Source organism: Spiroplasma endosymbiont of Phycita roborella (assembly GCF_964031195.1).
GTDB classification, from domain to species: Bacteria; Bacillota_I; Bacilli_A; order Mycoplasmatales; family VBWQ01; genus Spiroplasma_E; species Spiroplasma_E ixodetis_A.
The window spans coordinates 539,139-565,638 of the sequence record NZ_CAXIQJ010000004.1 but is presented as its reverse complement, the minus strand read 5'-3'; the positions used below and the strand labels follow the sequence as shown (position 1 = coordinate 565,638).

At 23.9% G+C, this 26,500-nt stretch carries 30 protein-coding genes, 3 pseudogenes and 1 other annotated feature; of the genes and pseudogenes, 8 read left to right on the top strand and 25 right to left on the bottom strand.

Annotation, left to right across the window (positions count from 1 at the left end; genetic code table 4):
• From AAHM95_RS05135 to AAHM95_RS05060, 16 genes are all read right to left on the bottom strand, one after another.
• Positions 1 to 1,719, bottom strand: coding sequence for a hypothetical protein (locus AAHM95_RS05135; RefSeq protein WP_342274296.1), 1,719 nt, complete (start codon positions 1,717 to 1,719; stop codon positions 1 to 3).
• Between the two features lie 14 nt (positions 1,720 to 1,733).
• Positions 1,734 to 2,918 (bottom strand): hypothetical protein, encoded by a 1,185-nt coding sequence (locus AAHM95_RS05130; RefSeq protein ID WP_342274295.1) that lies wholly within the window; start codon positions 2,916 to 2,918, stop codon positions 1,734 to 1,736.
• Positions 2,919 to 2,936: 18 nt separating this feature from the next.
• Positions 2,937 to 3,314: a hypothetical protein gene (locus tag AAHM95_RS05125; RefSeq protein ID WP_342274294.1), complete on the bottom strand. Its 378-nt coding sequence runs from the start codon at positions 3,312 to 3,314 to the stop codon at positions 2,937 to 2,939.
• Positions 3,315 to 3,331: 17 nt separating this feature from the next.
• Complete coding sequence (locus tag AAHM95_RS05120) at positions 3,332 to 3,520, bottom strand: hypothetical protein (protein WP_342274293.1); 189 nt, start codon at positions 3,518 to 3,520, stop codon at positions 3,332 to 3,334.
• Position 3,521: 1 nt separating this feature from the next.
• Complete coding sequence (locus tag AAHM95_RS05115) at positions 3,522 to 3,710, bottom strand: hypothetical protein (RefSeq protein ID WP_174481134.1); 189 nt, start codon at positions 3,708 to 3,710, stop codon at positions 3,522 to 3,524.
• Between the two features lie 40 nt (positions 3,711 to 3,750).
• A complete protein-coding gene (locus tag AAHM95_RS05110) occupies positions 3,751 to 3,909 on the bottom strand; it encodes a hypothetical protein (protein WP_339041839.1) in 159 nt (52 codons plus the stop codon).
• A gap of 16 nt (positions 3,910 to 3,925) precedes the next feature.
• Positions 3,926 to 4,750: a hypothetical protein gene (locus tag AAHM95_RS05105; RefSeq protein ID WP_342274292.1), complete on the bottom strand. Its 825-nt coding sequence runs from the start codon at positions 4,748 to 4,750 to the stop codon at positions 3,926 to 3,928.
• An 11-nt stretch (positions 4,751 to 4,761) separates the two neighbouring features.
• Positions 4,762 to 4,998 (bottom strand): hypothetical protein, encoded by a 237-nt coding sequence (locus AAHM95_RS05100; RefSeq protein ID WP_174480108.1) that lies wholly within the window; start codon positions 4,996 to 4,998, stop codon positions 4,762 to 4,764.
• On the bottom strand, positions 4,998 to 5,342 hold the full coding sequence (locus tag AAHM95_RS05095) for a hypothetical protein (RefSeq protein ID WP_342274291.1): 345 nt from the start codon (positions 5,340 to 5,342) through the stop codon (positions 4,998 to 5,000). Before AAHM95_RS05095 ends, AAHM95_RS05100 begins: the two co-directional genes overlap by 1 nt.
• Positions 5,343 to 5,345: 3 nt before the next feature.
• Positions 5,346 to 5,528: a hypothetical protein gene (locus tag AAHM95_RS05090; RefSeq protein WP_342274290.1), complete on the bottom strand. Its 183-nt coding sequence runs from the start codon at positions 5,526 to 5,528 to the stop codon at positions 5,346 to 5,348.
• Between the two features lie 101 nt (positions 5,529 to 5,629).
• Positions 5,630 to 5,923: a hypothetical protein gene (locus tag AAHM95_RS05085; protein WP_342274289.1), complete on the bottom strand. Its 294-nt coding sequence runs from the start codon at positions 5,921 to 5,923 to the stop codon at positions 5,630 to 5,632.
• A 2-nt stretch (positions 5,924 to 5,925) separates the two neighbouring features.
• Positions 5,926 to 6,390, bottom strand: a complete 465-nt coding sequence (locus tag AAHM95_RS05080) for a hypothetical protein (protein ID WP_342274288.1) — start codon at positions 6,388 to 6,390, stop codon at positions 5,926 to 5,928.
• Between the two features lie 2 nt (positions 6,391 to 6,392).
• A complete protein-coding gene (locus tag AAHM95_RS05075) occupies positions 6,393 to 6,665 on the bottom strand; it encodes a hypothetical protein (RefSeq protein ID WP_342274287.1) in 273 nt (90 codons plus the stop codon).
• A gap of 15 nt (positions 6,666 to 6,680) precedes the next feature.
• Positions 6,681 to 6,884: a hypothetical protein gene (locus AAHM95_RS05070; protein WP_342274286.1), complete on the bottom strand. Its 204-nt coding sequence runs from the start codon at positions 6,882 to 6,884 to the stop codon at positions 6,681 to 6,683.
• Between the two features lie 134 nt (positions 6,885 to 7,018).
• The gene (locus AAHM95_RS05065) at positions 7,019 to 7,537 is read right to left on the bottom strand and encodes a hypothetical protein (protein WP_342274285.1); all 519 of its coding nucleotides are present in this window, start codon (positions 7,535 to 7,537) and stop codon (positions 7,019 to 7,021) included.
• A gap of 2 nt (positions 7,538 to 7,539) precedes the next feature.
• Positions 7,540 to 7,791: a hypothetical protein gene (locus tag AAHM95_RS05060; protein ID WP_342274284.1), complete on the bottom strand. Its 252-nt coding sequence runs from the start codon at positions 7,789 to 7,791 to the stop codon at positions 7,540 to 7,542.
• Between the two features lie 762 nt (positions 7,792 to 8,553).
• On the opposite strand from AAHM95_RS05060, the gene mgtA reads away from it, so the two are divergent.
• Together mgtA and AAHM95_RS05050 are read left to right on the top strand one after the other, a co-directional pair.
• Positions 8,554 to 10,749 carry a magnesium-translocating P-type ATPase gene (gene mgtA / locus AAHM95_RS05055; protein WP_342274283.1) on the top strand — a complete coding sequence of 732 codons (2,196 nt, stop codon included), beginning with the start codon at positions 8,554 to 8,556 and terminating at the stop codon, positions 10,747 to 10,749.
• A 154-nt stretch (positions 10,750 to 10,903) separates the two neighbouring features.
• Entirely contained in the window at positions 10,904 to 11,659 is a 756-nt protein-coding gene (locus AAHM95_RS05050; protein ID WP_342274282.1) for an ankyrin repeat domain-containing protein, read from the top strand.
• A 177-nt stretch (positions 11,660 to 11,836) separates the two neighbouring features.
• Here the strand turns inward: AAHM95_RS05050 and AAHM95_RS05045 are convergent, their stop codons facing one another.
• The gene (locus AAHM95_RS05045) at positions 11,837 to 12,058 is read right to left on the bottom strand and encodes a hypothetical protein (RefSeq protein ID WP_281749330.1); all 222 of its coding nucleotides are present in this window, start codon (positions 12,056 to 12,058) and stop codon (positions 11,837 to 11,839) included.
• Between the two features lie 91 nt (positions 12,059 to 12,149).
• On the opposite strand from AAHM95_RS05045, the gene AAHM95_RS05040 reads away from it, so the two are divergent.
• Both AAHM95_RS05040 and AAHM95_RS05035 read left to right on the top strand, forming a co-directional pair.
• A protein-coding gene (locus tag AAHM95_RS05040) for an IS3 family transposase (protein WP_342274281.1) occupies positions 12,150 to 13,267 on the top strand; the annotation gives its coding sequence in 2 pieces (ribosomal slippage) (positions 12,150 to 12,420 and positions 12,420 to 13,267; 1,119 coding nt in all).
• 25 nt (positions 13,268 to 13,292) lie between these two features.
• Positions 13,293 to 13,934, top strand: a pseudogene (locus AAHM95_RS05035) (IS256 family transposase); the annotation flags it as partial.
• Here the strand turns inward: AAHM95_RS05035 and AAHM95_RS05030 are convergent.
• The 5 genes and pseudogenes from AAHM95_RS05030 to rplU all read right to left on the bottom strand — a co-directional run.
• Positions 13,934 to 14,296: pseudogene (locus AAHM95_RS05030) on the bottom strand (transposase); the annotation flags it as partial. The pseudogenes AAHM95_RS05035 and AAHM95_RS05030 sit on opposite strands and share 1 nt — an antisense overlap.
• A 178-nt stretch (positions 14,297 to 14,474) precedes the next feature.
• Positions 14,475 to 15,647: a bifunctional phosphopantothenoylcysteine decarboxylase/phosphopantothenate--cysteine ligase CoaBC gene (gene coaBC, locus AAHM95_RS05025; RefSeq protein WP_342274279.1), complete on the bottom strand. Its 1,173-nt coding sequence runs from the start codon at positions 15,645 to 15,647 to the stop codon at positions 14,475 to 14,477.
• A gap of 102 nt (positions 15,648 to 15,749) precedes the next feature.
• Entirely contained in the window at positions 15,750 to 16,037 is a 288-nt protein-coding gene (rpmA, locus tag AAHM95_RS05020; protein WP_342274278.1) for a 50S ribosomal protein L27, read from the bottom strand.
• Between the two features lie 2 nt (positions 16,038 to 16,039).
• Positions 16,040 to 16,351: a ribosomal-processing cysteine protease Prp gene (locus AAHM95_RS05015; RefSeq protein WP_281748879.1), complete on the bottom strand. Its 312-nt coding sequence runs from the start codon at positions 16,349 to 16,351 to the stop codon at positions 16,040 to 16,042.
• 334 nt (positions 16,352 to 16,685) lie between these two features.
• A pseudogene (rplU, locus tag AAHM95_RS09670) lies at positions 16,686 to 16,976 on the bottom strand (50S ribosomal protein L21); the annotation flags it as partial.
• 11 nt (positions 16,977 to 16,987) lie between these two features.
• Positions 16,988 to 17,060, bottom strand: a sequence feature (ribosomal protein L21 leader region).
• Positions 17,061 to 17,356: 296 nt separating this feature from the next.
• On the opposite strand from rplU, the gene AAHM95_RS05005 reads away from it, so the two are divergent.
• Positions 17,357 to 17,866 (top strand): hypothetical protein, encoded by a 510-nt coding sequence (locus AAHM95_RS05005; protein WP_342274277.1) that lies wholly within the window; start codon positions 17,357 to 17,359, stop codon positions 17,864 to 17,866.
• Positions 17,867 to 18,005: 139 nt separating this feature from the next.
• Entirely contained in the window at positions 18,006 to 19,808 is a 1,803-nt protein-coding gene (locus AAHM95_RS05000; protein WP_342274276.1) for an outer membrane protein assembly factor BamB family protein, read from the top strand.
• 187 nt (positions 19,809 to 19,995) lie between these two features.
• Here the strand turns inward: AAHM95_RS05000 and AAHM95_RS04995 are convergent, their stop codons facing one another.
• The 3 genes from AAHM95_RS04995 to AAHM95_RS04985 form a co-directional block, all read right to left on the bottom strand.
• On the bottom strand, positions 19,996 to 20,445 hold the full coding sequence (locus AAHM95_RS04995) for a DxFTY motif-containing membrane protein (RefSeq protein WP_342274275.1): 450 nt from the start codon (positions 20,443 to 20,445) through the stop codon (positions 19,996 to 19,998).
• A gap of 162 nt (positions 20,446 to 20,607) precedes the next feature.
• A complete protein-coding gene (locus AAHM95_RS04990; RefSeq protein WP_342274274.1) occupies positions 20,608 to 21,132 on the bottom strand; it encodes a hypothetical protein in 525 nt (174 codons plus the stop codon).
• A gap of 225 nt (positions 21,133 to 21,357) precedes the next feature.
• Positions 21,358 to 22,926 carry a hypothetical protein gene (locus AAHM95_RS04985; protein WP_338976120.1) on the bottom strand — a complete coding sequence of 523 codons (1,569 nt, stop codon included), beginning with the start codon at positions 22,924 to 22,926 and terminating at the stop codon, positions 21,358 to 21,360.
• 327 nt (positions 22,927 to 23,253) lie between these two features.
• Here AAHM95_RS04985 and AAHM95_RS04980 point away from each other — a divergent pair, with 327 nt between their 5' ends.
• Positions 23,254 to 25,395, top strand: coding sequence for an ATP-dependent Clp protease ATP-binding subunit (locus AAHM95_RS04980; protein WP_281748895.1), 2,142 nt, complete (start codon positions 23,254 to 23,256; stop codon positions 25,393 to 25,395).
• Between the two features lie 83 nt (positions 25,396 to 25,478).
• The gene (hrcA, locus tag AAHM95_RS04975) at positions 25,479 to 26,492 is read left to right on the top strand and encodes a heat-inducible transcriptional repressor HrcA (protein ID WP_338977904.1); all 1,014 of its coding nucleotides are present in this window, start codon (positions 25,479 to 25,481) and stop codon (positions 26,490 to 26,492) included.
• Positions 26,493 to 26,500 lie beyond the last annotated feature (8 nt).

The window sequence follows — 26,500 nt, the reverse complement described above, 5'->3', positions numbered from 1 at the left end:
TTATCATTCCTTAAAAAATGCTTGTTTATAATGATGAGTATGTTTTTTTGTTTTTCTATGTGTTATATGTTCAATTTCTTTTTGTAGTTTATTTTTGCCTTTTTTTATTTTTTTCTTACTTTTTTCTATAACTTGACTATATGCGAACTTTTCTAAATGATGTAATAATCCTGTACCAAATAAAGTATTAACTGAAAACTTCAAACCAACATTTTTAAATGATTTATTAATATTTTCAATAGGATTATTAATAACATTAACTACTTTATGATAAGTCCTTACTATTCTAAATATTTCTCTATATACTTTAAAACTATCTTTAATTACTTGCTGAACAACTGGTGGAGCAAATGCTATTGCTTTTAATCATTTATTACGATTAACACCATAACCAATGTATCAACCACTATATCAACGATATCAATGGAATGGATGTATTTGAGTAACAAAATTTTTTGCTTTAAGAATACTATCAACAACTGTAATTGGTTTATATTTATGATTGCGATGATAAATAGTAATTGCACATTTATCTAATGACAAAGGTTGAATTTTACAACCCATAAATACTGGTGAATTTAATGGAATTAATTGTGCATGTTTAATTGCTCTTTTTTCTGCACTAGTAAATAAATCAGTTGCTTTTTCTTTTAATTTATTAATTTTTTCAAATGCTTGTTTTTCTAACTTTTCAAATTTTTCTTGTAATTTATATATACTTTCTCTTATTTTTTCAAAATATGGTGTATCTTTTCAAAATTTATTTAAACCTTTTTTTAAATAAAATCTAATATCAAAATATTTAAAACTTTGATTTGCTTTTAAAACAAGTTGATGAATAACATTATTTTTAAAATTAAATTTAATAGCATTAGCACGAATTTTTTGTAAATCTAAAATTAAAGTTTTTCCATATCTATTTTCTGAATGTATTGTATGAACTAAATTTAATCAATCATGTTGGTTCATAGATAGTACTTTTTTTAAATCAGTATTATATTTTTTTAAAAAGTTATTTGCTTTTTCAATATCTTTGATTTTAAATTTAGGAGTTAATTGTGGGCTTAATTTTATTAATGTATTTTGTAATAATAAATAATCTTTTAACTCTTGTGCTTCTAATTTTTGAAAATTATTCTTATATTGTCTTTCAGCAACATAACCTAAATCTCGTAATACTGTTTCACGATTAGGAGTAAAACTATAATTCATTAAATAACGTTTATTACCAATAATTTTATCTGTTAAAATTTCTTTTCCACTTACTTGACTAATAATTTCTTGTAAGTTTTTTGCTTCTTTAATACCAACTTGTTCTAATGTTTTAGTTTTTTGTGCTAACTTAATAAATTTAGTCGTACGATAACCACGACTAATTTTATTAAGTCCAGCAAATGCAGGTAATAAATTTAAGAAAGTATTTAATTTTGTTACATTTCCTTTTAAATAATCATAAACTTGATTAATAGTAAAATCAGTTGTAGCATAAATACCAAAATTAATAGTACTTGCAATAAAATCACTTGCACCTAATCCAAGTGCTACACTTTCACTTAATCCACCAGTAAAAGGAGCAAGTGCTACTGCTATAACTTGTACACCAATCATTTCTAAAATTTCTCATCAAAAACTTTTATTTTCTTGTTGGTTACTTGTTCTAGTATGTTTTAGTTTATTTATGTTTAAAAGTATTGCTGTACTAGTTGTACCAATTGGCATGATATTAATTTCCTTTATTTAAGAGTTATTTTAATTGGATTTGTTGAACCTTTATAATTTAAATCATTAACATTTGAAGAAATAACTATGTATAAGTCACCTGCTTTTTGTTTTTGATTACTTACATTAGTTTTTCCTTGTACATCACCAAAATATTTAATAGTTGGATTTGTTAAATTTGGATTTAATGATTTAAGTTCATTACTACTTTTTATTTCTGTATTTAATTCATTATTATTGTTATTAACATTTGCAGTAATATTTGTTGTTAAAACTGTAATTTTAGTTTTTAAATCAGTTTTTTCTGTTTTAATAACTCCACATAACATTCATCTTGATGTTGTTTCATTATTAGAAATATATGGTATTGCTTCTCCAACAACTTCACCAGCAACTTTATATGCTCTTCCTGCTTTATCATCTTTAATAAAATCTACATAAATAACTGTATTTTCTATCATGTATCTTTTCATTGCTCTTGGTGTTGCTAAAACAAAGGTCATTAATTGTTGTTCATTTTTATCATTAGTAAAAATCATATAGTCATCAAGAACGATTTCACATAATACCCCTTTTACATATAAATTATTTCCATTTAAACGTAATTGTTGTGCCAACTGATTATCGGTAATTAAACCTTTATTATCTGCTAAATAAACTAAACTATCATAAAGACCATTAGTAATAAAAAATTTACTATTTGCAATATTTCTAAATTGAAACAAAGTATTTCAAGCAGATAACATCGATTTTAAATAGCCTACTGGTGTTGTATCTTCAATATCGATTTTAGTAGCAAATTTTGCAATTGCTTGTGTATCATCAATTGCCAATTTATCTGCTAAATCATTTGCAACTTCATATTGCATACTATCTAATAAATTTTGTCCATTATTTGCTTTTAAATCTACATCTGCAATAATTTCTCCTGCAAGATATTTTTTAGTTATTTTTTTACTAATTTTATCTGTATCAACATATGGTAATTCATATCTTTTACTTTTATCATCCCAAGCAATAATTTTTACTTCCGGTTTTTTTGGTTTTTTAACAATAAACTCAATATTTACTGAGTCAACAATTTCAGTAGGAAAAAAGTTTGCCCATGGACTATTTGAAATTTTAAAAAACTCTATAAATTCTGGTGCTTCTACTAATCTCTCTGTATTGTCTAAATTTTGATTAAATGGTACTGACATTTTATTTCTTCCTTTCGTTTATAAATAATTTTTCTTTTTATAATTAATTAAAAAATTTTCTTTATCATTTGTTTTATTATTAATAATTATTTGTTTATTGCCACCTGTATTAATTGTTTGTTTAAATACTGGTTGTTCTTTAATCATTTTTTTAATAGTTTCTTCAATTTTTGAATTTTCTATATTACTTGTTGTAAATTTTAAATAATCATAAAATTCAGTTTTAACTTGATATTTTTTAAATATATTAATCATTTCTTTTTCTTTAATTTCTTGATTAAGTTTATTTAACTTATTTTCTGCTTCATTAACTTTATTTTCTATTTCTTGTGAAGAAGCATTATTTTCATTTAAAGGTTCAGTTGTTTGTTGAACATTATTTTCATTTTCTAACATTTAACATTCTCCTAATCTTATCCCAATAATCAATCTTTAACTAATTGTGGCATTTCACTTATTAGTTTTTTATAATCAATAATTGCTTGTTCTAATTTTTCTACATCTTCATATGTAAAATAGTCATTACTAATGCGTAATTCATAATCAGCATCAATGGTAAGTTCTAAATCATGATATTTATTATTAAATTCAATTTTTGTCATATTATTTTTCTCCTTTATTAATCTTTTCATTTAATTTTGCTAATTTTTTTTGATGTTTTATAATTTTGTTATTTGCTCTAACATGTTTTGGAGTTGTGATAAATCTTTTTAATAAAACAATAATTTCTCTGCAAATTAATGTTCCAACACTTGTTCCAATAATTATTAATTCATGTAAAAATTCTTTCATCTCAATATTTTCCTTTCAACTATTTATTATTTATTTTTGATTATTCATCAAATTCACCTTTATTAATTCTTTCAATCATACATTTTGCATCCATTAAAAGATTTGCAATTAAACGTTCATTCAGTCGTATATCTTCTAAATCTTTTTCATGTTGTTTTAATTTATCATTGTAATATTCAAGTATTTTTTCTTTATTCATAAATTATTCACCTCCTTTATAAACTCATGTGATTATAATCTCAATTTAATGAAGCATTATTGTGATTTAATGCTACTTCGCTCATATTATCACTACCGTATTGACTAGTTGTTTCACTATTAATTGTGAATCTATTATCATTTACTAATCTTGCAGTTTCATCATTAAATGATGTTTCTTGCATTTCTTCATTATGATGTGTAGTTTCCATAGGTAGTAAATTATGGATTATTTCACTTCCACCAGCAACAATAGTAGGAATTGCATAAGCATTATTAAAATCATTATTTATACCCATTGCTACACCACTTGATATTAAACATCCACCAGTAGCCATATTACAAATCTTTCTTATTGTTTCAAATTTATTAGGTATTAACTCAGTTAATCCACTAATAAGATTTGAAATACCATAAGCATTTAAACTAATATATGTATCTCAATCCATTAATGACTGATGTTCTTGTTTATTTAATAATAATCATGGAGGACCTTCTGTTGTAGTTGTAGTAGTTATTGGAGTTGGTGTTGTTGGAATAATAGGATTAATATTATTTTCTGTTCATTTACTATAATTTGCTAAACCAATTGTTCCTAAACCTAATAAGATTTTTTTACTACTATTAATTAATTTATTTTTAGTATTTGGTCTTTGATTTAAATTTCAAATATCTAAACCTAATTTTTTACCAAATAATAAACTATTAATTGAACCTAATACTGGATTTACAATCACTTGACCATAATAAGCACTTGTACCTATCATTGCACAAATTGGGCTTATACCGGTTCTAATTAATTTAGTTAAAGTATAATTTGATTGATTTTCTATATTTGGCATTTTAATCTCCTTTAATTTTCTAATTTTTTAATTGTTACTTTAATTCAACCTTGATAAACATCATTATCACCAACTATTAATGCAACATTACTTTCCGGGTCAGAAACAATTATGTGTTTTGATTTAACATTTGGATATTGTCTTAAAATAATTGCTCTAATATCATTACTTGTATGAATTGCTTTTGGAAATGGTGATAATATTTCAATTTCATCTTTATTTTCAAACAAAGTAGGTAATATAATCATTAATCAAAGTCTCCTTCATTAATATACATCTGAAGATTAAATAAAACACTTTCTTGTCCTATTTTAAATGAATCACTAGAATTAGATTCTTTATTTTCTTTTAGAGTTGTTATAATAAAATTAATTAATTTTTCTTTATTAATACAATTTTTATGTTTTGATTTATTAATTTCATCAACTTTAATTCTATGTTTTTTACAATATGTTCTACGATATTCATCAAATTGCTCATCTGTCATATTTTCACATTGTCTTTGTCTTTGTTCATTTTTAATTTCATCATAATGTGGTTCATGAATAAATTTTTCAAATGTTATTGTTTCAGTTCATGTACATCTATTCATTAGTTATTCTCCTTTTAAATCATCAATAAATATACTAGCTTCTCAACAATCTTCTTTAGCATCACCTTTAATTACTTGTTTACAATAAATATTTCAACCATTATCAATATATTCACCCACAACTCCATGTCCTTTAATTTTTGGTTCTAATTTTTTTGCTAATTTAAGAGCTTCTTTTTCAGTCATTATTTACTCTCCTTTGGATGTTGAAATTGAACAGCTTTACAATTATCACATCTAAATATTAATTCAATACTTACATTTTCATGTTCACATTTATTCATTAGTTATTCCTTTCATTTTTTAAATCATTTAACATTAATTGAACAAAATGCACGATTTTTAGGAATGTTTAAAGTATTAAAGATTTGACCAGTTACTATAATTTCATCATTTTTGTTTAATAAAATACATCGTTTATAAAATTTTGGGTTATTAAAAATTAAAGTAACATAGTTTAAACCATTTCATTGACCTCGAACACTATAATATAATTCTTTATTACCTTTTTCATGGTATTTTGCTTCAATAGTATTACTAAGTTTGACTGTTAATTTGACATAATTTGCTTTATCTTTCATGTTTATAATTTCCTTAAATAATTATCAAAAATTAATATTTTTTTATGATTTTTTAAATAATATTGAATATGCTTATAAGCATCTTGTTCATGTTTTGTTAATTTTATATTTCCTTTATATTCTGTTATTTTATTTTTATTTTTTGGTTCACTTTCTAAATAATCTCAGTTCATAACATCTTGTGCTAATACCATTAATGCACCAATAATTTTAGGAGTTACTAATGGATTAGTTAATAATTGTTTTGAATTTAAAAAGAAATTTTCGACAATAACTAATATTTTTTTATTATCAGAATGTTTTTTAATTAATAAAAAGTATTTTTTATACAAATTTTTACTTTCTAAAACTGTTTTAGTTTTAAATGTTTCATTAAAAACAATATTATTTGTTTCATTTGAATATATAACAATTCCATTATTACCTATTCCTGCTGGGTCAATTCCAATAATTAAGTCATATTGCATTATTAATCAAAGTCTCCATTTTTAATTTCATCTCTTAATTTAATAATAAATCCGAATGGAGTTAAACCTTGTGTATCACTAATATAAAAGGTTTCATAATCAAGTATTTTATTAATTAATTTTTCTTTATATTCATTAATTATTTCTTTTTTAAAATCTTCTCTTAATTTTTCTATATTATTTAAATGTTCTTTTGTTATTTCTTGATTACGTTTTTTATTATATTCATTAATTATTTCTTGGTCTTTATAAGAAAATGGTTTTTGTTTATTCATATTTAAACCTCCCACTTAACCTCTAACAACTGTTTTGATAATTTCCAAATCACAATTACTTCAGCAATATTTGCATTCTTCGATAAATTCTTTATGACCACAAACTAAATTATATTTTTTTAAATCATCAATCAGTTTAATTAGTCCTATTTTAAATTCAATATCATCACTGTCCGTTATATAAATCGTTCCTCTTTTAGTTAAATATTCTTTATCCATATTTATACCTCCTACTTAATCTAATATTTAAAATACAGTCATAACAAATTGCTTTACTATTTTTATCTCTTAAAAAGTTTTGTCTTGTTTTTATATCATCAGTATTAAAGAATAAATAATCTAATTTATGTTGTTTACATGTTCAACAAAAATACTTTTTCATTATGAGTTGAAATTTCTTTATAAGAAGTAACTATATAATTAATTGGTAAATCATCATGTTTGTATGGATTATTTATTTTAAAACCTTTTCTGTTTTCTTCTCACGTAATGTTATATTTAAAACAAGGATTAGTAATTTTAGTTTTGTTATCTGTTATTTCACCAATAAATCAACTATTATACTGTTCATAAAATGTTAATGGTTCTAGTTTTATATCATTAAGATAATATTCTTTTGGAGGCGTTGGTTTATTAACAGTTATTTTTTGGTCTTTAATATATGGTTCTAATAATTTTATTAATTCATTACCATTTAGTTCTCTTTTAATATTTTCTAAATTAAAAACTCAATATGTGTAACTGTTATCAACAATAAAAGAATTATTTTTAATCATTCATTTTGGAAGCGATAATTTATATTCAAAATAATCAATAAGAATAGATTGTGGTTTATCTTTAATAATTTGTTCTTTTTTAAACTCTATTTGCATAATTAATCACTTCTACATCAATCACAAACATATCCATATGGGTTTTTATAATCTAAATGTTCTTCAATATCATAATCATCTTCAAATTTTCTAATATCATGTTGTTCTGCTTCTAATTCTGTTTTAAAGCGATAAAGCATTTGGATTTTGTCATCTTCATATAATTCATTACATTCAACACATCTTTTTCTTCTTTTTTTAATTTTATTATCAATCTTTCTTAGTGCTTCATAATCAAGAATTTCTATTGCCATAATAATCCTTTACTAATATGTCCTGTTGCTTTCTAGCATAAAGGACATATATTTTGATTTTTAGTTTATTAATATTACTATTATTAGTTTTATTCATTTCAGAAATTCTGGGCTCGTAAATAATTTAAAAATTTTAAAAAAACGATGAGGCATTCGATTCAATATTTATTTAATTTATGTTTAATAAATTAATATTTTAATTGAACCGGCACCGCTCAATTTTTTTTACAAGTTTGAAATTTATTTTCTCGCCCAAAAAAATTTTTCAAAAAAAATAAAAAATAAAACCAACACTTGCTCACTGGGGAGTGGCAAGGTTGGTTAAATAAAGAATAGAATTAATACAATAGGTCCCTACAACAGGTCTATATATACTAGTTTCCAATTCGCTCCCACCCCAAGAATTACCATTAATGGTTAGTATAATTTATTAGGTATCACTCCACTTTTTATTTATTCATGCAAGTCCACATGCTAGCTACTATTTTTAACAACTGTGTTGTAGTTCACTTTTTTAATTCCTTAACACGTGTTGATAATAGCGTTAAAGACGGTTATTAAAAATTTTAAAATTTTACAATTACAAAAAAAGACAAGATTATTTCTTGTCTTTTTCCTTAATAAGTTTGAGAATAATTTTTTTTAAATGTATATTTTTAAAATACGTCGAATATAAATTTAAATTTAAGGGTTAAAGAGAGTAATTTTGTCTAATTTTTCATTACTTTTCAAATAATTCATTTTTGGAAATAAGTTACTAATATGATAATTAATTATTTCGTAAATTTGACAACCGCCCTAATTTATTTATCAGCGGGTGATTTAATTCCTACTGATTTAAAAATTTTATTAAGCAATGATTTATTTATTAATCAATCATCATTAACAGGAGAATCACTACCTGCTGAAAAACACGCTATTAACGATCCTACATATCAAAACTTATTTGATTTACAAAATATTTGTTTTATGGGAACAAGTGTTGTCTCTGGAAGTGCAATTGCTATTGTTATAGCAACAGCTACTAACACCTACTTCGCTACTATTGCTGATACAATAAATAAACAACGTCCATTAAGCAGTTTTTCCAAAGGAATTAAACGCGTTACTTTAATGTTAATTTGCTTTATGCTAGTAATGGTACCCATTGTGTTAATTATCAATGGTCTTTTAAAAAACAATTGACCTGCAGCATTTATTTTTTCAATTTCGGTTGCTGTTGGTTTGACTCCTGAAATGCTACCAATGATTGTTACCTCTAATCTAGCGCGAGGTGCTAGTAAAATGAGTAAACAAAAAGTAGTTGTTAAACAACTAGCTGCTATTCAAAATTTAGGTGCAATTGATATTTTATGTACTGATAAAACAGGAACTTTAACTAATGATAATATTGAAGTAGTCAACCATATAACATTGGATAATAAAACAAATAATGACTTAATTAAGTTTATTTATTTAAATAGTTATTTTCAAACAGGAATAAAAAATCCAATGGATAATTCAATACTTGAATTTGGAGAAAAAAACAAATTAAAAAATATAAGTAATTATTATCAAAAAATTGATGAAATTCCTTTTGATTTTAATCGTCGTAAATTAACAGTTGTTTTAGAAGATAAATTAAATAATAAAAAATTAATTTGTAAAGGTGCAATTGAAGAAGTTATTAATACATGTAATCGTATAGTTTATCAAGATAAAGTAATACCATTAAATTCTGATTTAATGAAAATGGTTAATAAAAAAATAACAAAATTAAATGAACAAGGATTACGTGTCTTAGGTGTCTCATATGAAGATACAAATCTTACTAATAATAAATATAATGAAACAAACGAAAAAAATTTAATTTTTCTTGGTTTTGTAACTTTTCTTGATACACCAAAACCTACAGCAACAAAAATGATCAAATTGCTAAAAACACATGGTGTTGATCTTAAAATATTAACTGGTGATAATGAATTAGTAACAAGAGCAATTTGTAATCGTGTTAATCTAGAAATTAAAGGATTAATTTCTGGTGAACAATTAACTGGCCTAACTGAATATGAATTAAAAAGAATTGTTGAAAATAATAATATTTTTGTTAAACTAAACCCATTACAAAAGGCAAAGATTATTCAAACTTTAAAAAGTAATGATCACGTCGTTGGTTTCATGGGTGATGGTATTAATGATGCTTTAGTATTAAGAAATGCTGATGTTGGAATTTCTGTTGATAATGCTACTGATATTGCAAAAGAAGCATCAGATATCATTTTATTAGAAAAATCATTATTAGTTTTAGAAAAAGGTATTATTGAAGGTCGTCGCATTTTTGGTAATATTTTAAAATATATTAAAATCACAATTGCTTCTAACTTTGGTAATGTCTTTAGTGTGCTAGTAGCATCAGCATGATTTGCTTTTGCACCAATGTCACCAGTACAATTATTATTTCAAAATTTATTATATGATATTTCACAATTTACAATTGCCTTTGATCGTGTTGATCCATCATTTTTATTAAAACCACAACGCTGAAATCCAAAAGGAATGTTACCATTTGCTTTTATTAATGGACCTATAAGTAGCATTTTTGATATCTCTACTTTTGCAATTTTAGGATTTGGATTTGGTGTCTTTGGTAATCCTTCTGCAGAAAATATTAATATGTTCAACTCAGGATGATTTATTGAAGGTTTATTAACACAAACATTAATAGTACAAATGTTTAGAACTGAAAAAATTCCTTTTATTCAAAGTCGTGGTACTTGACCGGTGAATATAATGGCAATTGTTATTTGTACCATTGGATTAGGTTTACCTTATACTTACATTGGTCATCAAATGAATATGATAGGACCACCGCCAGTCTATATTCCAATTGTTTTAGGAATAATCATGACTTATTGTGTGCTAAGTCAATTAATAAAATGGGATACATTAAAGTATTTAAAAAATGATTATAACGGCTAATTAATATTAAAGTTTGCAATTTTAAATAGCAATTATCTATATTTACTATAGAAATAAATCTTATGATATAATTTTTTCAAACTTAATATAAGTTTTTAATCTATTTATTTTAAAACTAAAATAAATAGGTTTTTTAATTTGATAGGAGAAAAAAATGTCTAATTTAAAAGAAATATCTAAATTAAATACAACTATAAAAATTAATAAAAATGAAAAATTAATTAAAGCCGCTAAACATGATGATTTAGAATTGACCCAAACTTTACTAAAAAATAATGCTGATGTTAATTATGTAGATGAACATTATAATAGTCCATTAACAATAGCTGCTGAACATGGTAATTTAAAAATTGTTCAAATTTTATTAAAAAATAACGTTAATATTAACCATATAAATGATTTTGGTGATGATGCTTTAAGAATGGCTGCTAAAAAGGGACACACAGAAGTAGTTAACGCTTTATTAGCAACAAATAGTAAGATTATTAATCACAAAAATTGAATTGGTGATAGCGCTCTAATATCAGCAGCACAAAATGGGCATGTAAATACAATTAAAACTTTATTAAAAAGTGGTGCTTATATTAATGATACAAATATATTTGGTGATACTGCTCTAATATGAGCTACTGAAAACGGACACACAGAAACAGTTAAAGTTTTAATAACAAAAGATAATGACATTAATAATCATGTAAACAACCTTGGTGACTCTGCTTTAATAATAGCCGCCAGAAAAGGTTATTTGGAAATAGTTGATACTTTAATTAAAATAAACTCTGATGTAATTCTACATAGAACTAAATTTAATAATACTGCTTTAATAATAGCGGCTAAAAATGGACACTTAGATATAATAAAAATTTGGGAGCGTACCGATGTTGTCAATAATATTCAAATTTGTCTTTAAATTATAAGATTAGACGAGAATAATTTAGACTTCAATATGCAATTGTATGTTAATCTTAACACTTGTAAAATATTAGTCAACAATAATACTTACTTTTATAACTCAAAAATTCTTATTAAATTTTACTTTAATAAGTTTTATTTTATTTTTAGTTATCTTTAAATTGAAATGGTTAATTTATAATAATTGTATTGCTGTATTTATTTGATAACATTTAAAATTAACCATTTTGGTATACATATCAATGTTATAAGTTCTATCACCAATCATATGCTTTAAAATTTGTTTAATATTAGTTTCAGTAAAGCAACCAATATTTTCAACTAATGCTTGATTTAATACGCCATCTTTTGCATTAACAAAATAACCAACTTTTAATTTTTTATATTGTAAAGTCAATGATTGTAAAAAATCTGGATGGGTTACACTTTATTGGACACTAATTACATAGACAAGTGAACAAATTAGTTAAAAGAAAGGAATTATAATTATGGTCACTATTAACTCATATTCAGATGAATTTAAAAAACAAATAGTAGCTTTATATCAAAGTGGCAAATCAGTATCTTGCCTTGTTAAAGAATACAATGTTACAAGAGCAGCTACTTACAATTGAATTAAGCAATTTACTAATTCAGGTAGTTTTAAAACTAAAGATAATCTTTCAGATTTAGAAAAACAATTAATTCAAGCAAATAAAGAATTAAAACAGTTACGAATGGAAATTGATATTTTAAAGCAAGCAGCACTAATAATAGGCAGAAAATAGAGATTATTGCAAATAATAAATCTAAATATAAAATGCGCACAATGTGTCATTTTTTAAAACTCTCTAAATCAACATATTATTTTAATTTAAAGAAAAAAAATAAAATTCAAAATAATATTTATGAACAAGCTGTTATTAGTGCTTTTAAAGAAAATAAAGAAGTTTATGGTACTAGAAGATTAAAAGTCATACTAGCAAACCAAGAAATTTATTTATCACGCAGAAAAATTAAAGAAATTATGAATAAGCATAATTTAATATCAAAATACACTAAATTATCATTCAAAAATTATCATAATAAAGTCAATGATAGTCAAATAACCAATCTTGTTAATAGAAACTTTAATAATAGAATTAAAAATGAAGTTATTGTTAGTGATTTAACTTATGTTCAAGTTAATGGTAAATGAAACTATATTTGCCTATTAATCGACCTATTTAACCGCGAAATTATTGGACATAGTGTTGGAGTTAAAAAAGATGCATCATTAGTATATCAAGCATTTATGCAATCAAATCACTGTTTAAAAGATATTGAAATATTTCATACTGATCGCGGTAATGAATTCAATAATAAAACTATTGATAAACTTTTATTAGCTTTCAACATAACTCGATCTTTAAGCAAAAAAGGATGTCCTTATGACAATGCTGTTGCTGAAGCAACTTTTAAAACTTTCAAAATTGAATTTATTAATGATAAAAATTTTATATCATTAATCCAATTAAAATTAGAATTATTTGATTACATCAATTGATATAACAACATAAGAATTCACAGTACTCTAAACTACCTAACTCCAATTAGTTATCAAAAACAAATGTCTACCAAAAAATAGTCCTAAAAAGGGTTGCCATTCCAGAGTTGATTTAGAAGGCAAAAAAGATGTTTTAGGATTATGAATTAGTGAAAATGAAGGTTCTAAGTTTTGATTATCTAATTTCACAGAAATGAAAAATCGTGGCTTAAATGATATTCTTATTGCTTGTAGTGATAATTTAACAGGCATGTCAGAAGCAATACAATCAGTTTATCCTAAAACAGAACATCAATTATGCATTGTTCATCAAATTAGAAATAGTTTAAAATATGTTTCATACAAACATCGAAAAGGTCTAGTTGCAGATTTAAAACCAATTTATAGTGCATGTAGTGAAGAACAAGCAATGCAAGCTTTAGAATCGTTTGAAAGTAAATGAAATAAACAATATCCTCAAATTACTAAATCTTGATATAAAAATTGAGATAATTTAATGGTTTTTATTAGTTATCCAGTAGAAATCAAAAGAGTGATTTATACTACAAATGCTATTGAATCTGTTAATAGTCAATTACGAAAAATCATCAGAAATAAAAAAGTTTTTCCTAATGATATGGCAGTTTTCAAAATATTTTACTTGGCAATTGAAAATATAACAAAAAAATGAACATTGCCTATTCAAAATTGAAATACAGCAATTGCTCATTTTATGATAAAATTTGAAGACAGAATTAATCTAAATTAGTAACTTTGTAAAACAAAAATACACAGATTATTAAAAAGCCTCTGCCTTTTAGGAACTATTACAGGAGTAAAATTACTATTGCGATCTCTTGGTACATCAATTTCAATTTTACCTTGTTGAGTTATTAATTTTTTTGAACTTGTACCATTACGAGCATTTTCAGTAGTACTATGTTGATTTTTTTCATATCCTAAATAATTTTGCATTTCAGAATTCAACATTTTTTCAACTAATCTTTTTGTTAATTCTTTATATAAACCGCCAGGTTTAAAAACTGTTGTTAAATCTTCAGTATTTTCTAGTAATAAATCTACTGCTTTTGATATTGGATCATTATTATTAAAGTTATCTTTTTTAGCCATCTGTAACTCACTCTTTCTAGTCATTTAATTATATTTACTAGAATTAATTAAACATAGTTATTTTTGTAAGTTACACAGATTACTAAACATTTCCTAAAAATATACTTAAATATATAACGTTTTCTTATATATTTATTGATACAAATTAATTACATACTCAAATTCTATTTTTATTATATTAATAATTTAAAATATTTTTACTTATAATATCAACTATCTGTTTAGCAACTTCCACTTTTGAACCAATCAAATTATAATTATTATTTTTAAAATAAAAATTAATTTCTGTTTCATTTTTACCCATAACACTAATATTATTAATACAAATACCATCGCAATTTTTAATTTTCATTTTTTCGATACCAAGATTTTTATCATTAACTTCTTGAGCAGCAAAACCAATTAAAACTTGTTGTGCTTTCTGCTTACCTAAAAATGCCAATACATCAATATTAGCAATCAGTGATAAAGATAAATTTTCATTCTTATTTTTAATTATTTTATTAGGAATATATTTACTTACTTTATAATCATTTAAAGCAGCAGCACATATTACAATATCAGCATTATCAAAGTTTTCTTTCATTGCTAAGAACATTTTTTCATTAGTATTCGCTTTAATAATAGTTAGGTTTTTTTGCGATTTAATTTCAAAATCACAATCACCTGCAACTAATACTACTTTAGCGTTAGTTTTAAGAAAAGCATCTACTAATGCTTTACCCATTTTTCCTGAAGAATTATTAGTAATATAACGAATTGGATCAATATAAGTTCTAGTGCGACCAATATTAATTAAAATTTTTTTATCAGATAAATCAATATTTTTTTTAAAAAAATCTTTAATTATTGCTAATGCATTATCTGGACTTTTAACCCGTCCATCACCAATCATCTTACAAGCTAACATTCCTGAATCTGGAGGAATAATAGTAATATTTTCAAAATTAGATAATTCTAATAAATTTTTTTGAAAACTTTGATTGTGATACATATTATGATTCATTGCTGGAAATAATATCTTTTCTGCTTTGGAAGCTAAAAATACTGATAATTCTAAACTATCAGCAATTGCTAAATTTGCTTTACTAATAAAACTCATAGTAGCAGGATAAACAACAATTAAATTTGTTTTAATCGCTAAATTAGTATGAGTAATTAAATCTCCTTTAACATATGATTCTTGTTCAAACATTTCAGAATAATAAGAAAATGTTTTATCTTCTAGAAAATGTAAAGAACTTTTAGTACAAATAATATCAACTAAAAATTCTTTTTTTAATTGTTTTAATAAAATTAAGGCTTTGTTTGCTGCAATACTACCAGTAATTATTAAAGTAATATGTTTCATTATTTTCTCCTATCATATCATTAAACATAAAATAAACAAACAAAACCTATCTTCAAAATATGATAGCATTGAAAATAGGTTTTTATTATTAAAAATTTATTTTTACTTTTTATCAAGTATAACTGAAACTCGTGTTTTATTTTTTTTAAAAATAGTATACTTAACAATTCCTGATTTTAAAGCAAATAAGGTATCATCACCACCACGTCCTACATTTTCACCAAGGTGAATTTTAGTTCCACGTTGACGATAAATAATTGTTCCCTCTTTTAAACTTTGTCCATCACCAATTTTAGCACCTAAACGTTTAGAATGTGAATCACGACCATTACGAGTTGAACCCACTCCTTTTTTTGAAGCAAATAATTGTAAATTTAATTTATAAAACATAATTACACCTCCTTTATGTTAATATATTTTGGATATTGTTCTTTAATAGTTTTTAATTGTCAAAGCATTGTTTTTAAAATGATTTGACTATTATTAGTGAAACTAGCAACTTTAAGTTTAACTAATCCAGCAGTATTATTAATTACTTGAACTTGATTATTATCAAGTTCATGAAGTGCATTTAATGTACCAATAACAATGGCTGAAATCCCTGCACAAACAATATCATTTCCAATTTTTGAGAAATTAGCATGACCAGTAATTATAACTTCTACAATGTTACTATTTTGGTAATTATAAGTAACTTTAACCATAATTTAATATTACCTTAAATTATTTTTTATTATTTTCATCATCTTCTTTAACAACTTTAACAGTCATATTTTTATGATCAAAAATAGTTTTTAAATTACCTTCACTAACAACAGTTTTAGTGTTATCTGGTTCTGTAATATTATCCTTAACAACTGATTTAGTTTTAACAACTTTTTCTTTTGTAAGTTCTTTTTTTACTTTACTAACTACTGATTTTGGCTCTTTAATAATAGGAGTTACTACTTCAGAAATTACTTCTTTTTTTACTTCATCTTTAATTACTGGTTTTGATTGTTCAGTCTTCTTATCAACAAGACTTTTACCACCAAGTAAGATATCAGTAATTAATACCTTTGTATATGGCTGACGGTGTCCATACATTGTTTTTGAATTTTTCTTAGGTTTATATTTAAACACTCGAATCTTTTTTGATTTATCTTGTTTAATAATCTCACCATGAACTTCAGCACCTTTTAGGAAAGGTTTACCGAATTGTTGATCAATCATCAATATTTTGTCAAAAATAATCTTATCTTTAGCTTTGCCAACAAGTTTTTCAACAAAAATCTCTTGACCATAGGAAACGTTAATTTGTTTTCCTCCTGTTTGAATAACTACAAACATTTTTCTTATTACCTCCAGTTTAGACTCGCCTTATAGGTGGAATAAATCACTTGTTAACCTAAAGTAGAGCGGTTGAAACTGCATAAACAGTCTTAAATATTATAAAGTATTTTTTATTAAAAGCAATACAAAATTTAGTAATTATACACATAATTTAAATATAAAAATTACTAAAAAAGAAAAATAAAAAAATATATCTTTAATATTTAATATTTAATGTAACTATAATTATATCTACACTAAATTATGTAATTAATATTTTTTTATAATTATTATTAAAATTATGATATTATTTTTCTAAACTTAATATAAGTTTTTAACTCATTACTTGTTAAAAAGTAAATGAGTTTTTTTATTTTTAGAAAGGAAGATTAAAAGAGATGGCTAAAGATAAAAATATCATTAATGAAACAATTGATTATTTACCATTGTTTGGTGCTGGATTAGGAGCAATTGACGGTCTTTCATGAACAAATCCAGTGCCTGTTACCAACATTGCGATTGGTGCTGCAGCCGGAGGAATAGCAGGTTATCAAATTAAAAAAGCTGTAAAAAATAAAGATAAAAATAAAACTAAAGTTGGAACATCATTAATTTGTGGTGCTGGTGGTGGTGTATTAAATGCAGTATTAAATCCAGAAGCATCATTAATGAATACATTAAAAGCAACTGCTGGTGGTATTGTAATTGCTAAAGGTGGTAAATATATTGTTGATAAAGGCAGTAGTTATGTAAAATCTAGACCAGAATATCAAATATTGAAACAAGGATATAAAATTAATAAAAAAGTAAATAAGATTCAAGATTTTTCTTCAATAAAAAAAGAAGCAAATTCACTAAATTCACAAAAAAAATCTTCAACAAATCAATATAAATTAAAACTAATGTAAACTGATCAATAGTAAATTAAAACATTAAAAAATTATTTAGGAATGAAAATAAAATTGATATTCAATTTAACTCATTCCTTTTTAAGTATTGAAATTCAAACAAAAAAAACAATATAATAACACTTTGGAGTCGTGAAAGATGAAAAGAAAATTAAGTTATAAAAAAATGCTAGCAACAGTTGGTGTATTAACTGTTGTATTACCAATGTCTTTAAGTATTGCATCATGTGCAATAAAAGAAAAACAAAAAAATAATGATCAAAAAATAGTAAATGCAATTAATCAAACTAATTATTCACTTGATAATATTATAATTAATAGTACTATAGATGAATTAAAAACAAACATTAGTTCAGACTTTATTAAAAATTCATTAGATGAAATTAATCAAAAAAATTTTAATAATAATTTATTTTCATTAAATAAAATTATAAATGAAAAAAATGAAGAAATTAATAATAATGACTTTAAAAAAATAGGACTTATTAATGCAAAAATTAATTATAATTATGGAAAAATTAAAAATCAATTTGTTGATTTAAAAATCAGTGTAAAATATTCAGATAAACAAATTGTTGATGCTATTAGTGAAACTACATATACAGTTAATATAACAATGAAAGATAGTTTAGAATCTATCAATAAAAAAATTAATAAATCTGAATTTATTAAAAATGAAATAAAAAATAATGATATTAAAAATGTTTTTAAATTCGAAGATTTTAAATTTAATAAAATTACTAATAATGAAGAAGATTTAAAACAAGAAGATTTAGATAAATGAGGTATAATTAATGCTAAAATCATTTTTAATTATGGAGAAATTAAAAATAAAGAAACTTTATTAATAATTAATATTAATGCTTCTTCTGAAAAAATTGTTGATGCTATTAATGAAACAAAATATACAAAAAAAGTTAATTTTCAAAGTTCAGTAATGGAATTAAATGATTCAATTAATGCTGAATTTATTAAAAATTCATTAATTTCTGAAATTAAAAATTCTTTTAAAAATAATTTATTTTCATTAAACAAAATTACTAATAATAAAGAAATTGATTTAAAAGATGAAGACTTCACAGTTAGTGGTTCTATTAATGCAAAAATTAATTATAATTATGATTCATTTAAAAATTTAACTACTAATCTAACAATTATCATAGGTGAAGGTCAAATTTCTAATAAATATGAATTAAATGATGGAAAAATAAATAAATTTCTTCAAATCTCAGATAGTATAATATTTGCTGCAACAGAGAACGGAAATATTTGAGAGATTGATTTTACTAATAATACAAAAATCAATAAATATCAATTAAATGAAGAACGTATAAATAGTTTAATTAAAGCATCAAATGGTAAAGTATATGTTGGTACAATAACAAATACAATTTGAGAAATTGATTTAGAAACTGAAACTGCAGAAAAGAAATTCATTGGATTTGGTGATAAGTATGATTCTAAAACTTTAATTGAAGGTTCAAAAGATAAGTTATATGTTGGTACTGGTATTGGTAATGTTTATGAATTAGATATTAATACTGGTAATACTAAAAAATATCGTTTTGACGATTGAGGTGATGTAAATGCCCTAGTTAAAATTGCAGAAAATAAAATATACGCTAGCACTAGTGAAGGGAAATTATGAGAAATTGATTTAGAAACTAAAACCCATAAATTAAAATATGATTTTAAAAATAAAAGTAATATTATTTTTGATATTAAAGCACTATCTGATACTGAATTAATATTAGCAACAGAAGACAAAATTTATCAGTATGATTTAATCAAAAATGAAATAACAGAAAAAATTAATTTGAAAGATGGTAAAATTTTTTCTTTATCAATAGAAGATTTAAATAACAAAATATATGCTACTACTGATAATAATAATGTTTATGAACTTGATTCAAGCTTTAGTCAAGTAAAAAACAAATATTAATTAAATGCTTCAGTATATTCATCATTAATAGTTGATAAAAAACTATTTGCTGGAACAATTACAAATGTATGAGAATTAGATATTGAATAATTTTTATACAGTAAATAAAAAACATATATTTAAAAAGGTGCGTAACATATATTACGCTCCTTTTTTTCGTTTTATTTTTTTAGATTTATATCACTTATTATAACTTAATATATGATTTTTTTTGTTTTTTTCTTAATACTAATAATAAAATAATACTCGTTAAAAAAATACCAATAACAGCACCAGCGATTGAAATAATAAAACGTATTAAAATTTGTTGAGGAGTTAAAAAGTATCCTGACAAATAAAATAATGATAAAACAAAAGCAAATGGAATACTATATGTAAATTGATCTAATTGATGTAATTTTAACTTATATGTAATAAAGGTTATAATAAAAGTAAATATAATTAAACTTAAACTAGAAAGTACCATTATTCAAAAAGGCAATTTAAAAGTAAAATCAGTACTAGTAGTAAAAAAAAGAATAATTCCTGGAATTAATACTTGTATTATTAAATAACCAACACTTAGAAAAAACTTAGTTCTTGGAAATGTATTTTCACTATTATTTTCAAAATTAACTTCTTGGTTTTTATTTTCCATACTTATCCTCTTCTATAATATAATTCTTTACAATTTTAACATGATTTTATCAATAATTAAATAAGATTTATATTTATTAAATAACACTTATTTTAATACAAAAATTTAAAATAAAAATAAAAATAGTTTTCCACAATTTAATGAAATTAAAAATTACCTATCCTATAAATTAATTGATTTTTTTGATTTAGTTTTTGTTTTATTTTGTAAATCTGTATTAGAATTTATTGCGTGTTTTTGTGCTTCTTCTAAATCTTGTTTTTGTACTTTTTTCTTTTTATCAAATTTTTTTGCTGCTACTTTTCCTTTTATAATAGCTACATGACTACCTTTAACAACTGCATAAGTAACACCACCAGCAACAGCAGCTCCTGCAACAATAATGCCGGCAGGTGGAGATACAAAAAAAGTTGTAACCAAAACACCACCAGCACCAATAATAGTACCTCTAACAGCACCTTCAGGAATACCTTCATAACCCCCCTTAACAAGTCCTTTAGTAGATGCAGAAATAATTTTTAATGTTTTTGCTGCTGTTGAATGTTTTGTTTTAAATTTTTTTCAGTATTTGTATTTTTTCTTAGTCATTTCTGGATGATAATTACTATCAACTAATATAAAATTAGTTTCATCTTTTTGTCTTTCATCTAAATCTGCAATTGCCTTTTCTACTTCTAATCAAGTCATTATTAACTTCTCCTTTTTTAAAAAAATAAAAAAACTCATTTACTTTTGAATAAGTAATGAATTTAAAACTTATATTAAGTTTTAAAAAAATAATATCATATTTTCTATATTTAGTATCGAAAATTTAATTATTTTTATCAATATTACATAAATTTTTATACTATCTATATGATTAAAATTTAATAAACTATATCTATAATGACTAGGCTTACTTCAATTAACCACTTACTTTTTAATTTTTATTCTTCTTAATATTGCTATAACTACTGGAATAGCAATAATAACTAATAAAAAAGTACTACCAATAATTATAATATTTCAATTATTAATTAAAGTTGTTGTCTTTGGTTTTATTTCTGCTAAAGCAAAAGGGTTATTTTTATTTTTTTCATCATGTTTAACATTAGCATATAAATGAGTAATTAAATCGTGCTCATAAAATAATAATCAATAATGTAATTGACCTGGATTTAGTACATCAATTGCACAATCTATATTAGTAGTTTCTTGTAAATACTGATTAAATTCAATACCAGATTGACTATTAGCAAAATTAGTAAAACCAGAAAACTTAGTTGATAAAGGATTAATATTATAAATATTTAAATATTGTCTTGAAGAATTATCAACTTTATCATTTACTATTCTTTGTAATAAATAAATAGTATGATCTTCAGATTGATATGTTTTTAATGGTTGATTTGAAATAGGTGTTACCTTTTCTTCTTGCGGAACAAGATTATCATCAACACGCTGATATGTTCATTTATCTTCACTAACATTAGCAGTAATAACAGCTTCTGATTTAATTTGACTAAAAGCAATCATTTGTAAATTACTATTTTTTTCATCATTAATAAAATATTGATGAATTAATGAAGATTTATCTTCTTTTTCATTAATAACTTGAATGTCTGGCATAGAACTATTAATAGTAAGTGTTTCTTGTCTTAAAACAGTACTACCATCACTATCATTTCATTTAACATTATATATAGTGGGCTTATTTTTACTATAATCTTGGTTTAAAATAGCATAGTCAAAAGTTTTATTACTATTAGTTTTAACAATTTTTTTTATTTCTCTGTTTTCATTATTAATAGAAATTTCTAATCCTAATTTTTTAAAAGGAGGATGCACATAAAAAACAAACATTTCATTACTAAAACTATCCTTAGTATTTGCAAATGGTCCAATTGGAAATATTTTAGCACGCGTTTCAAAATTAGATTTTTGAAAATTAGTAGTTGGTTGTAAATTATATGGAACTTCCATTAAAGTATTAATGTCACTTGCTTCATATATTGTTGCAAAAAGTCCTGCATCAATACTTTCTTTAATTGTTTGATGATATTGTAAAATTAAATTATTACTTTTTTCATTAAAAGTATGACCAAAAACACCTGCAGTAAGAAAACCTTCTGCATTTTTAAAATAACTACTATTATCATTAATAATATTTTTTAATTGACTATAACCTTGATCATTAATAATATCATTGGTTTCAATATTACTATGTGTTCAATCATTATTAATAATTTGATCATAACTATCAAAATTAACATTTAATGGTGTATTTTTAACATTATTATATAAATATTGTGAATCATTATTTCAAGATTTAATACTATTAACTAAGTTACGATTTGATGACTTAACAGTAATATGAAAGCCGCTAACTTTACTATTACTAGTTTGATGATTTTTATTATTAAAACTAATACTTAATACTGAGGTTACTAATAAACTGCTAGCACTAAGTAATAAAATTAATTTTTGTTTAAATTGTTTCATAATATTTCCTTATAAATTTAATATTTAAAAGTTATTAAATTACTATTATTTATTTTTATCTAGCAATTATGTAATTAGTATATCAATTCTTTTAAAAATATGATATATATTATTTACACGAGAAATATATATTTAAGATCTAAAATACCTACAAGATCTATCACAAATATTAATATTATATTAAGTTTCTTTAATTGAAAATACTTATCCCTAAGTCAATTAAATATAAAATTAGCAGTTACTACTTGAAACTGCTAATTTTATTTGTTAGTATATTAATATGATTAGCAATCAAGTAATTATAGTGCTAAAAAGAGGAGTGACATTATGCAATTAAATGAAATCCCTAACTATAGTAATGATCCTAAAATTCTTGATAAATTCGCTCGTAATCTAATTGTACAAGCTAAAACAGGAAAAATGGATCCTATTATTGGACGTGATGAAGATATTCGTAAAGTAGAAGAAATACTCTCACGAAAAACTAAAAACAACCCCGTCTTAATCGGTTTACCTGGTATTGGTAAAACTGCTATTATTGAAGGTTTAGCCCAACGTATTGTTCGTGGTGATGTTCCTAGTAACTTAAAAGATAAAATTATTTATGAACTAGATATGGGAGCACTAATTGCTGGCGCTAAATTCCAAGGTGAGTTTGAAGAACGATTAAAAGCGGTTATTAACCAAATTAAAAATTCTAATGGAAAAATTATTTTATTTATTGATGAACTACATTTAATTGTTGGTGCTGGTAGAACACAAGGTTCAATGGATGCTTCTAATTTACTAAAACCAATGTTAGCGCGTGGTGAGCTACGTTGTATTGGTGCCACAACGCTTGACGAATATCGTCAATACATTGAAAAAGATGCAGCCCTTGAACGAAGATTTCGTAAGATGATTATTAAAGAACCAACAACAGAAGATACAACTGCTATCTTACGTGGTTTAAAAGAACGTTTTGAAGCTTATCATGGTGTAAAAATTCATGATAGTGCATTACGAGAAGCTGTTTATCTATCTAATAAATATATTAATGATCGTTACTTACCTGATAAAGCAATTGACTTAATTGATGAAGCTTGTGCTAGTATTAAAACTGAAATTGCTTCGGTTCCTAGTGATTTAGATGATATAAGAAGAAAAGTCTTACAATTAAAAATTGAACAAGCAGCCTTAAGCAAAGAAAAAGATGAAAACTCGCAAACAAGACTAATTGAAGTCGATAAACAATTAAAAACTAAAAAAAATACTTTACAACAATTAGAAGATAAATGAATCAAAGAAAAGTCAGCATTAGACCATATTACTAGTTTAAAAAATAAATTAGAAAATGCTAAATCAGAACTAGAATTGTATCAATTATCAGGTAATTTTACAAAAGCTGGTGAACTACAATATAGTATTATTCCCAACTTAGAAAAAGAACTTAAAGATAGTGAAAATATAAAAAAAGATAATCCTTTACTACGCGAAGATGTTACTAGTGAAGATATTGCAAAAGTTGTTGCAAAATGAACCGGCATTCCTGTTACTCGTTTATTAGCAACCGAAAAAGAAAAATTATTAAAATTACCCTTAACTTTAAATACAAGAATTAAAGGTCAAAGTAATGCCCTACAGTTGGTAAGTGATGCTTTAATTAGAGCTCGTGCTGGTATTAAAGATCCCAATCGTCCAATTGGTTCATTTATTTTCTTGGGTCCAACCGGTGTTGGAAAAACTGAAGTTGCCAGAACCTTAGCTGATATTTTATTTGATAGCGAAAAAAATATGGTTCGTATTGATATGTCAGAATTTATGGAAAAACACGCAGTTAGCAAATTACTAGGTTCACCTCCTGGCTATGTTGGTTATGAAAATGGTGGACAATTAACCGAAAAAGTAAGAAGAAATCCTTACAGTATCATTCTTTTTGATGAAATCGAAAAAGCCCATCCTGAAGTATTAAATATTTTATTACAAATTCTTGATGAAGGTAGAATTACAGACAGTCACGGTCTCTTAATTGACTTTAAAAACACAATAATTATTATGACTTCAAATCTTGGTTCACAAGAACTATTAAGTGGTAAAGATAACAGTAAAGAACAAGCATTAAATATCTTAAAAAAATCATTTCGACCAGAATTTATTAATCGAATTGATGAAATTATTATCTTCAATCCATTAAGTAAAAAAGTAATAACAGAAATTATTATTAAAGAATTAGATACTTTATTATTACGATTAAGACAAGAAAAAAATTTACAATTATCTTATGAATCAGAAGTAGTTAATAAAATACTAAAAGATGCTTATGATGAAGAATATGGCGCACGACCGATTAAACGCTATATTCAACACTATATTGAAACTATTATCGCACAAGCTATTATTAAAGAAGAACTAATACCCCACAAACGAATGGTAATTACTATCAATAAAGATAATATGTTTATTCTCAGTAAAAAAATAAAATTCAATTAAGTCTTGATATTATTACACTCTCAGTTATAATTATATAAGTATTGGCATTCAATGTTAATGAATGCTAAAAAAGGTGGTGAACAATGTTAAGTAACAGACAATCACAAATTTTAAAAATCATTGTTGAAAAATATATTAAAACAGGATTACCAATTGGTAGCAAAACTATTTTAGAAAATAATAACAATATTAATTTTTCTAGTGCTACTATTCGTAATGAATGTGTTGAATTAGAAACATTAGGATTATTAGAAAAAGCACATAGTTCTAGTGGTCGTATTCCTTCAACAAAAGGTTATCGCTATTATGTTGATAATTTAATGAATATGGGTGAACACCAAGAACTAGAAATCTTGAAGAAAAAAATAGCAGAAGTATTTAATAACCGTAACTTAGTAATTACCGAAGTATTAAATAAAACTAGTAGTATTTTAAGTGAAATGACTAATTTGATTAGTATTGTTACTGGTCCTAATCTTAATGAAGATACTTTAAAGAAAATTGAATTAATACCGATTAGTAATGATAATGCTTTAACAATTTGTATTACTAGTAATGGTCATGTTCAAAACAAAATGTTTAATATTCAAGAAACATCATTAACCGATTTATCAATTGCTATTGATATTTTTAACACCAGATTAATTGGTACTAAAATTAGTGAAATTAGTGAGAAAGTAAATTTATTAAAACCAATTCTTGAACAACAAGTACAAAAATCAGAATATATTATTCAAGGATTTGTTAACACTTTAATTAATTTCTCACGACCACTATCAACAACACATGGTGTTCAATATATGTTAGAAAATCCTGAATTTAATGATATTAATAAGGTTAAAACAATTATTAAATTCATTGAATCACAATCACCATGAATGTATTTTGATGAATTAAATAATAATCAACTACAAATTAAAATTGGTGAAGAACTGGGCAATGAAAATAACGATATGGCAATGATTACTACTACTTTTAAAATTCATGATGGTGAACAAGGACAAATTGCAATTGTTGGACCAAAACGTTTAGAATATGAAAAACTAACCGAAATTCTAAATTGGATTAATCAAACATTGATTAAAAACTTTAAATAGAAATGAGA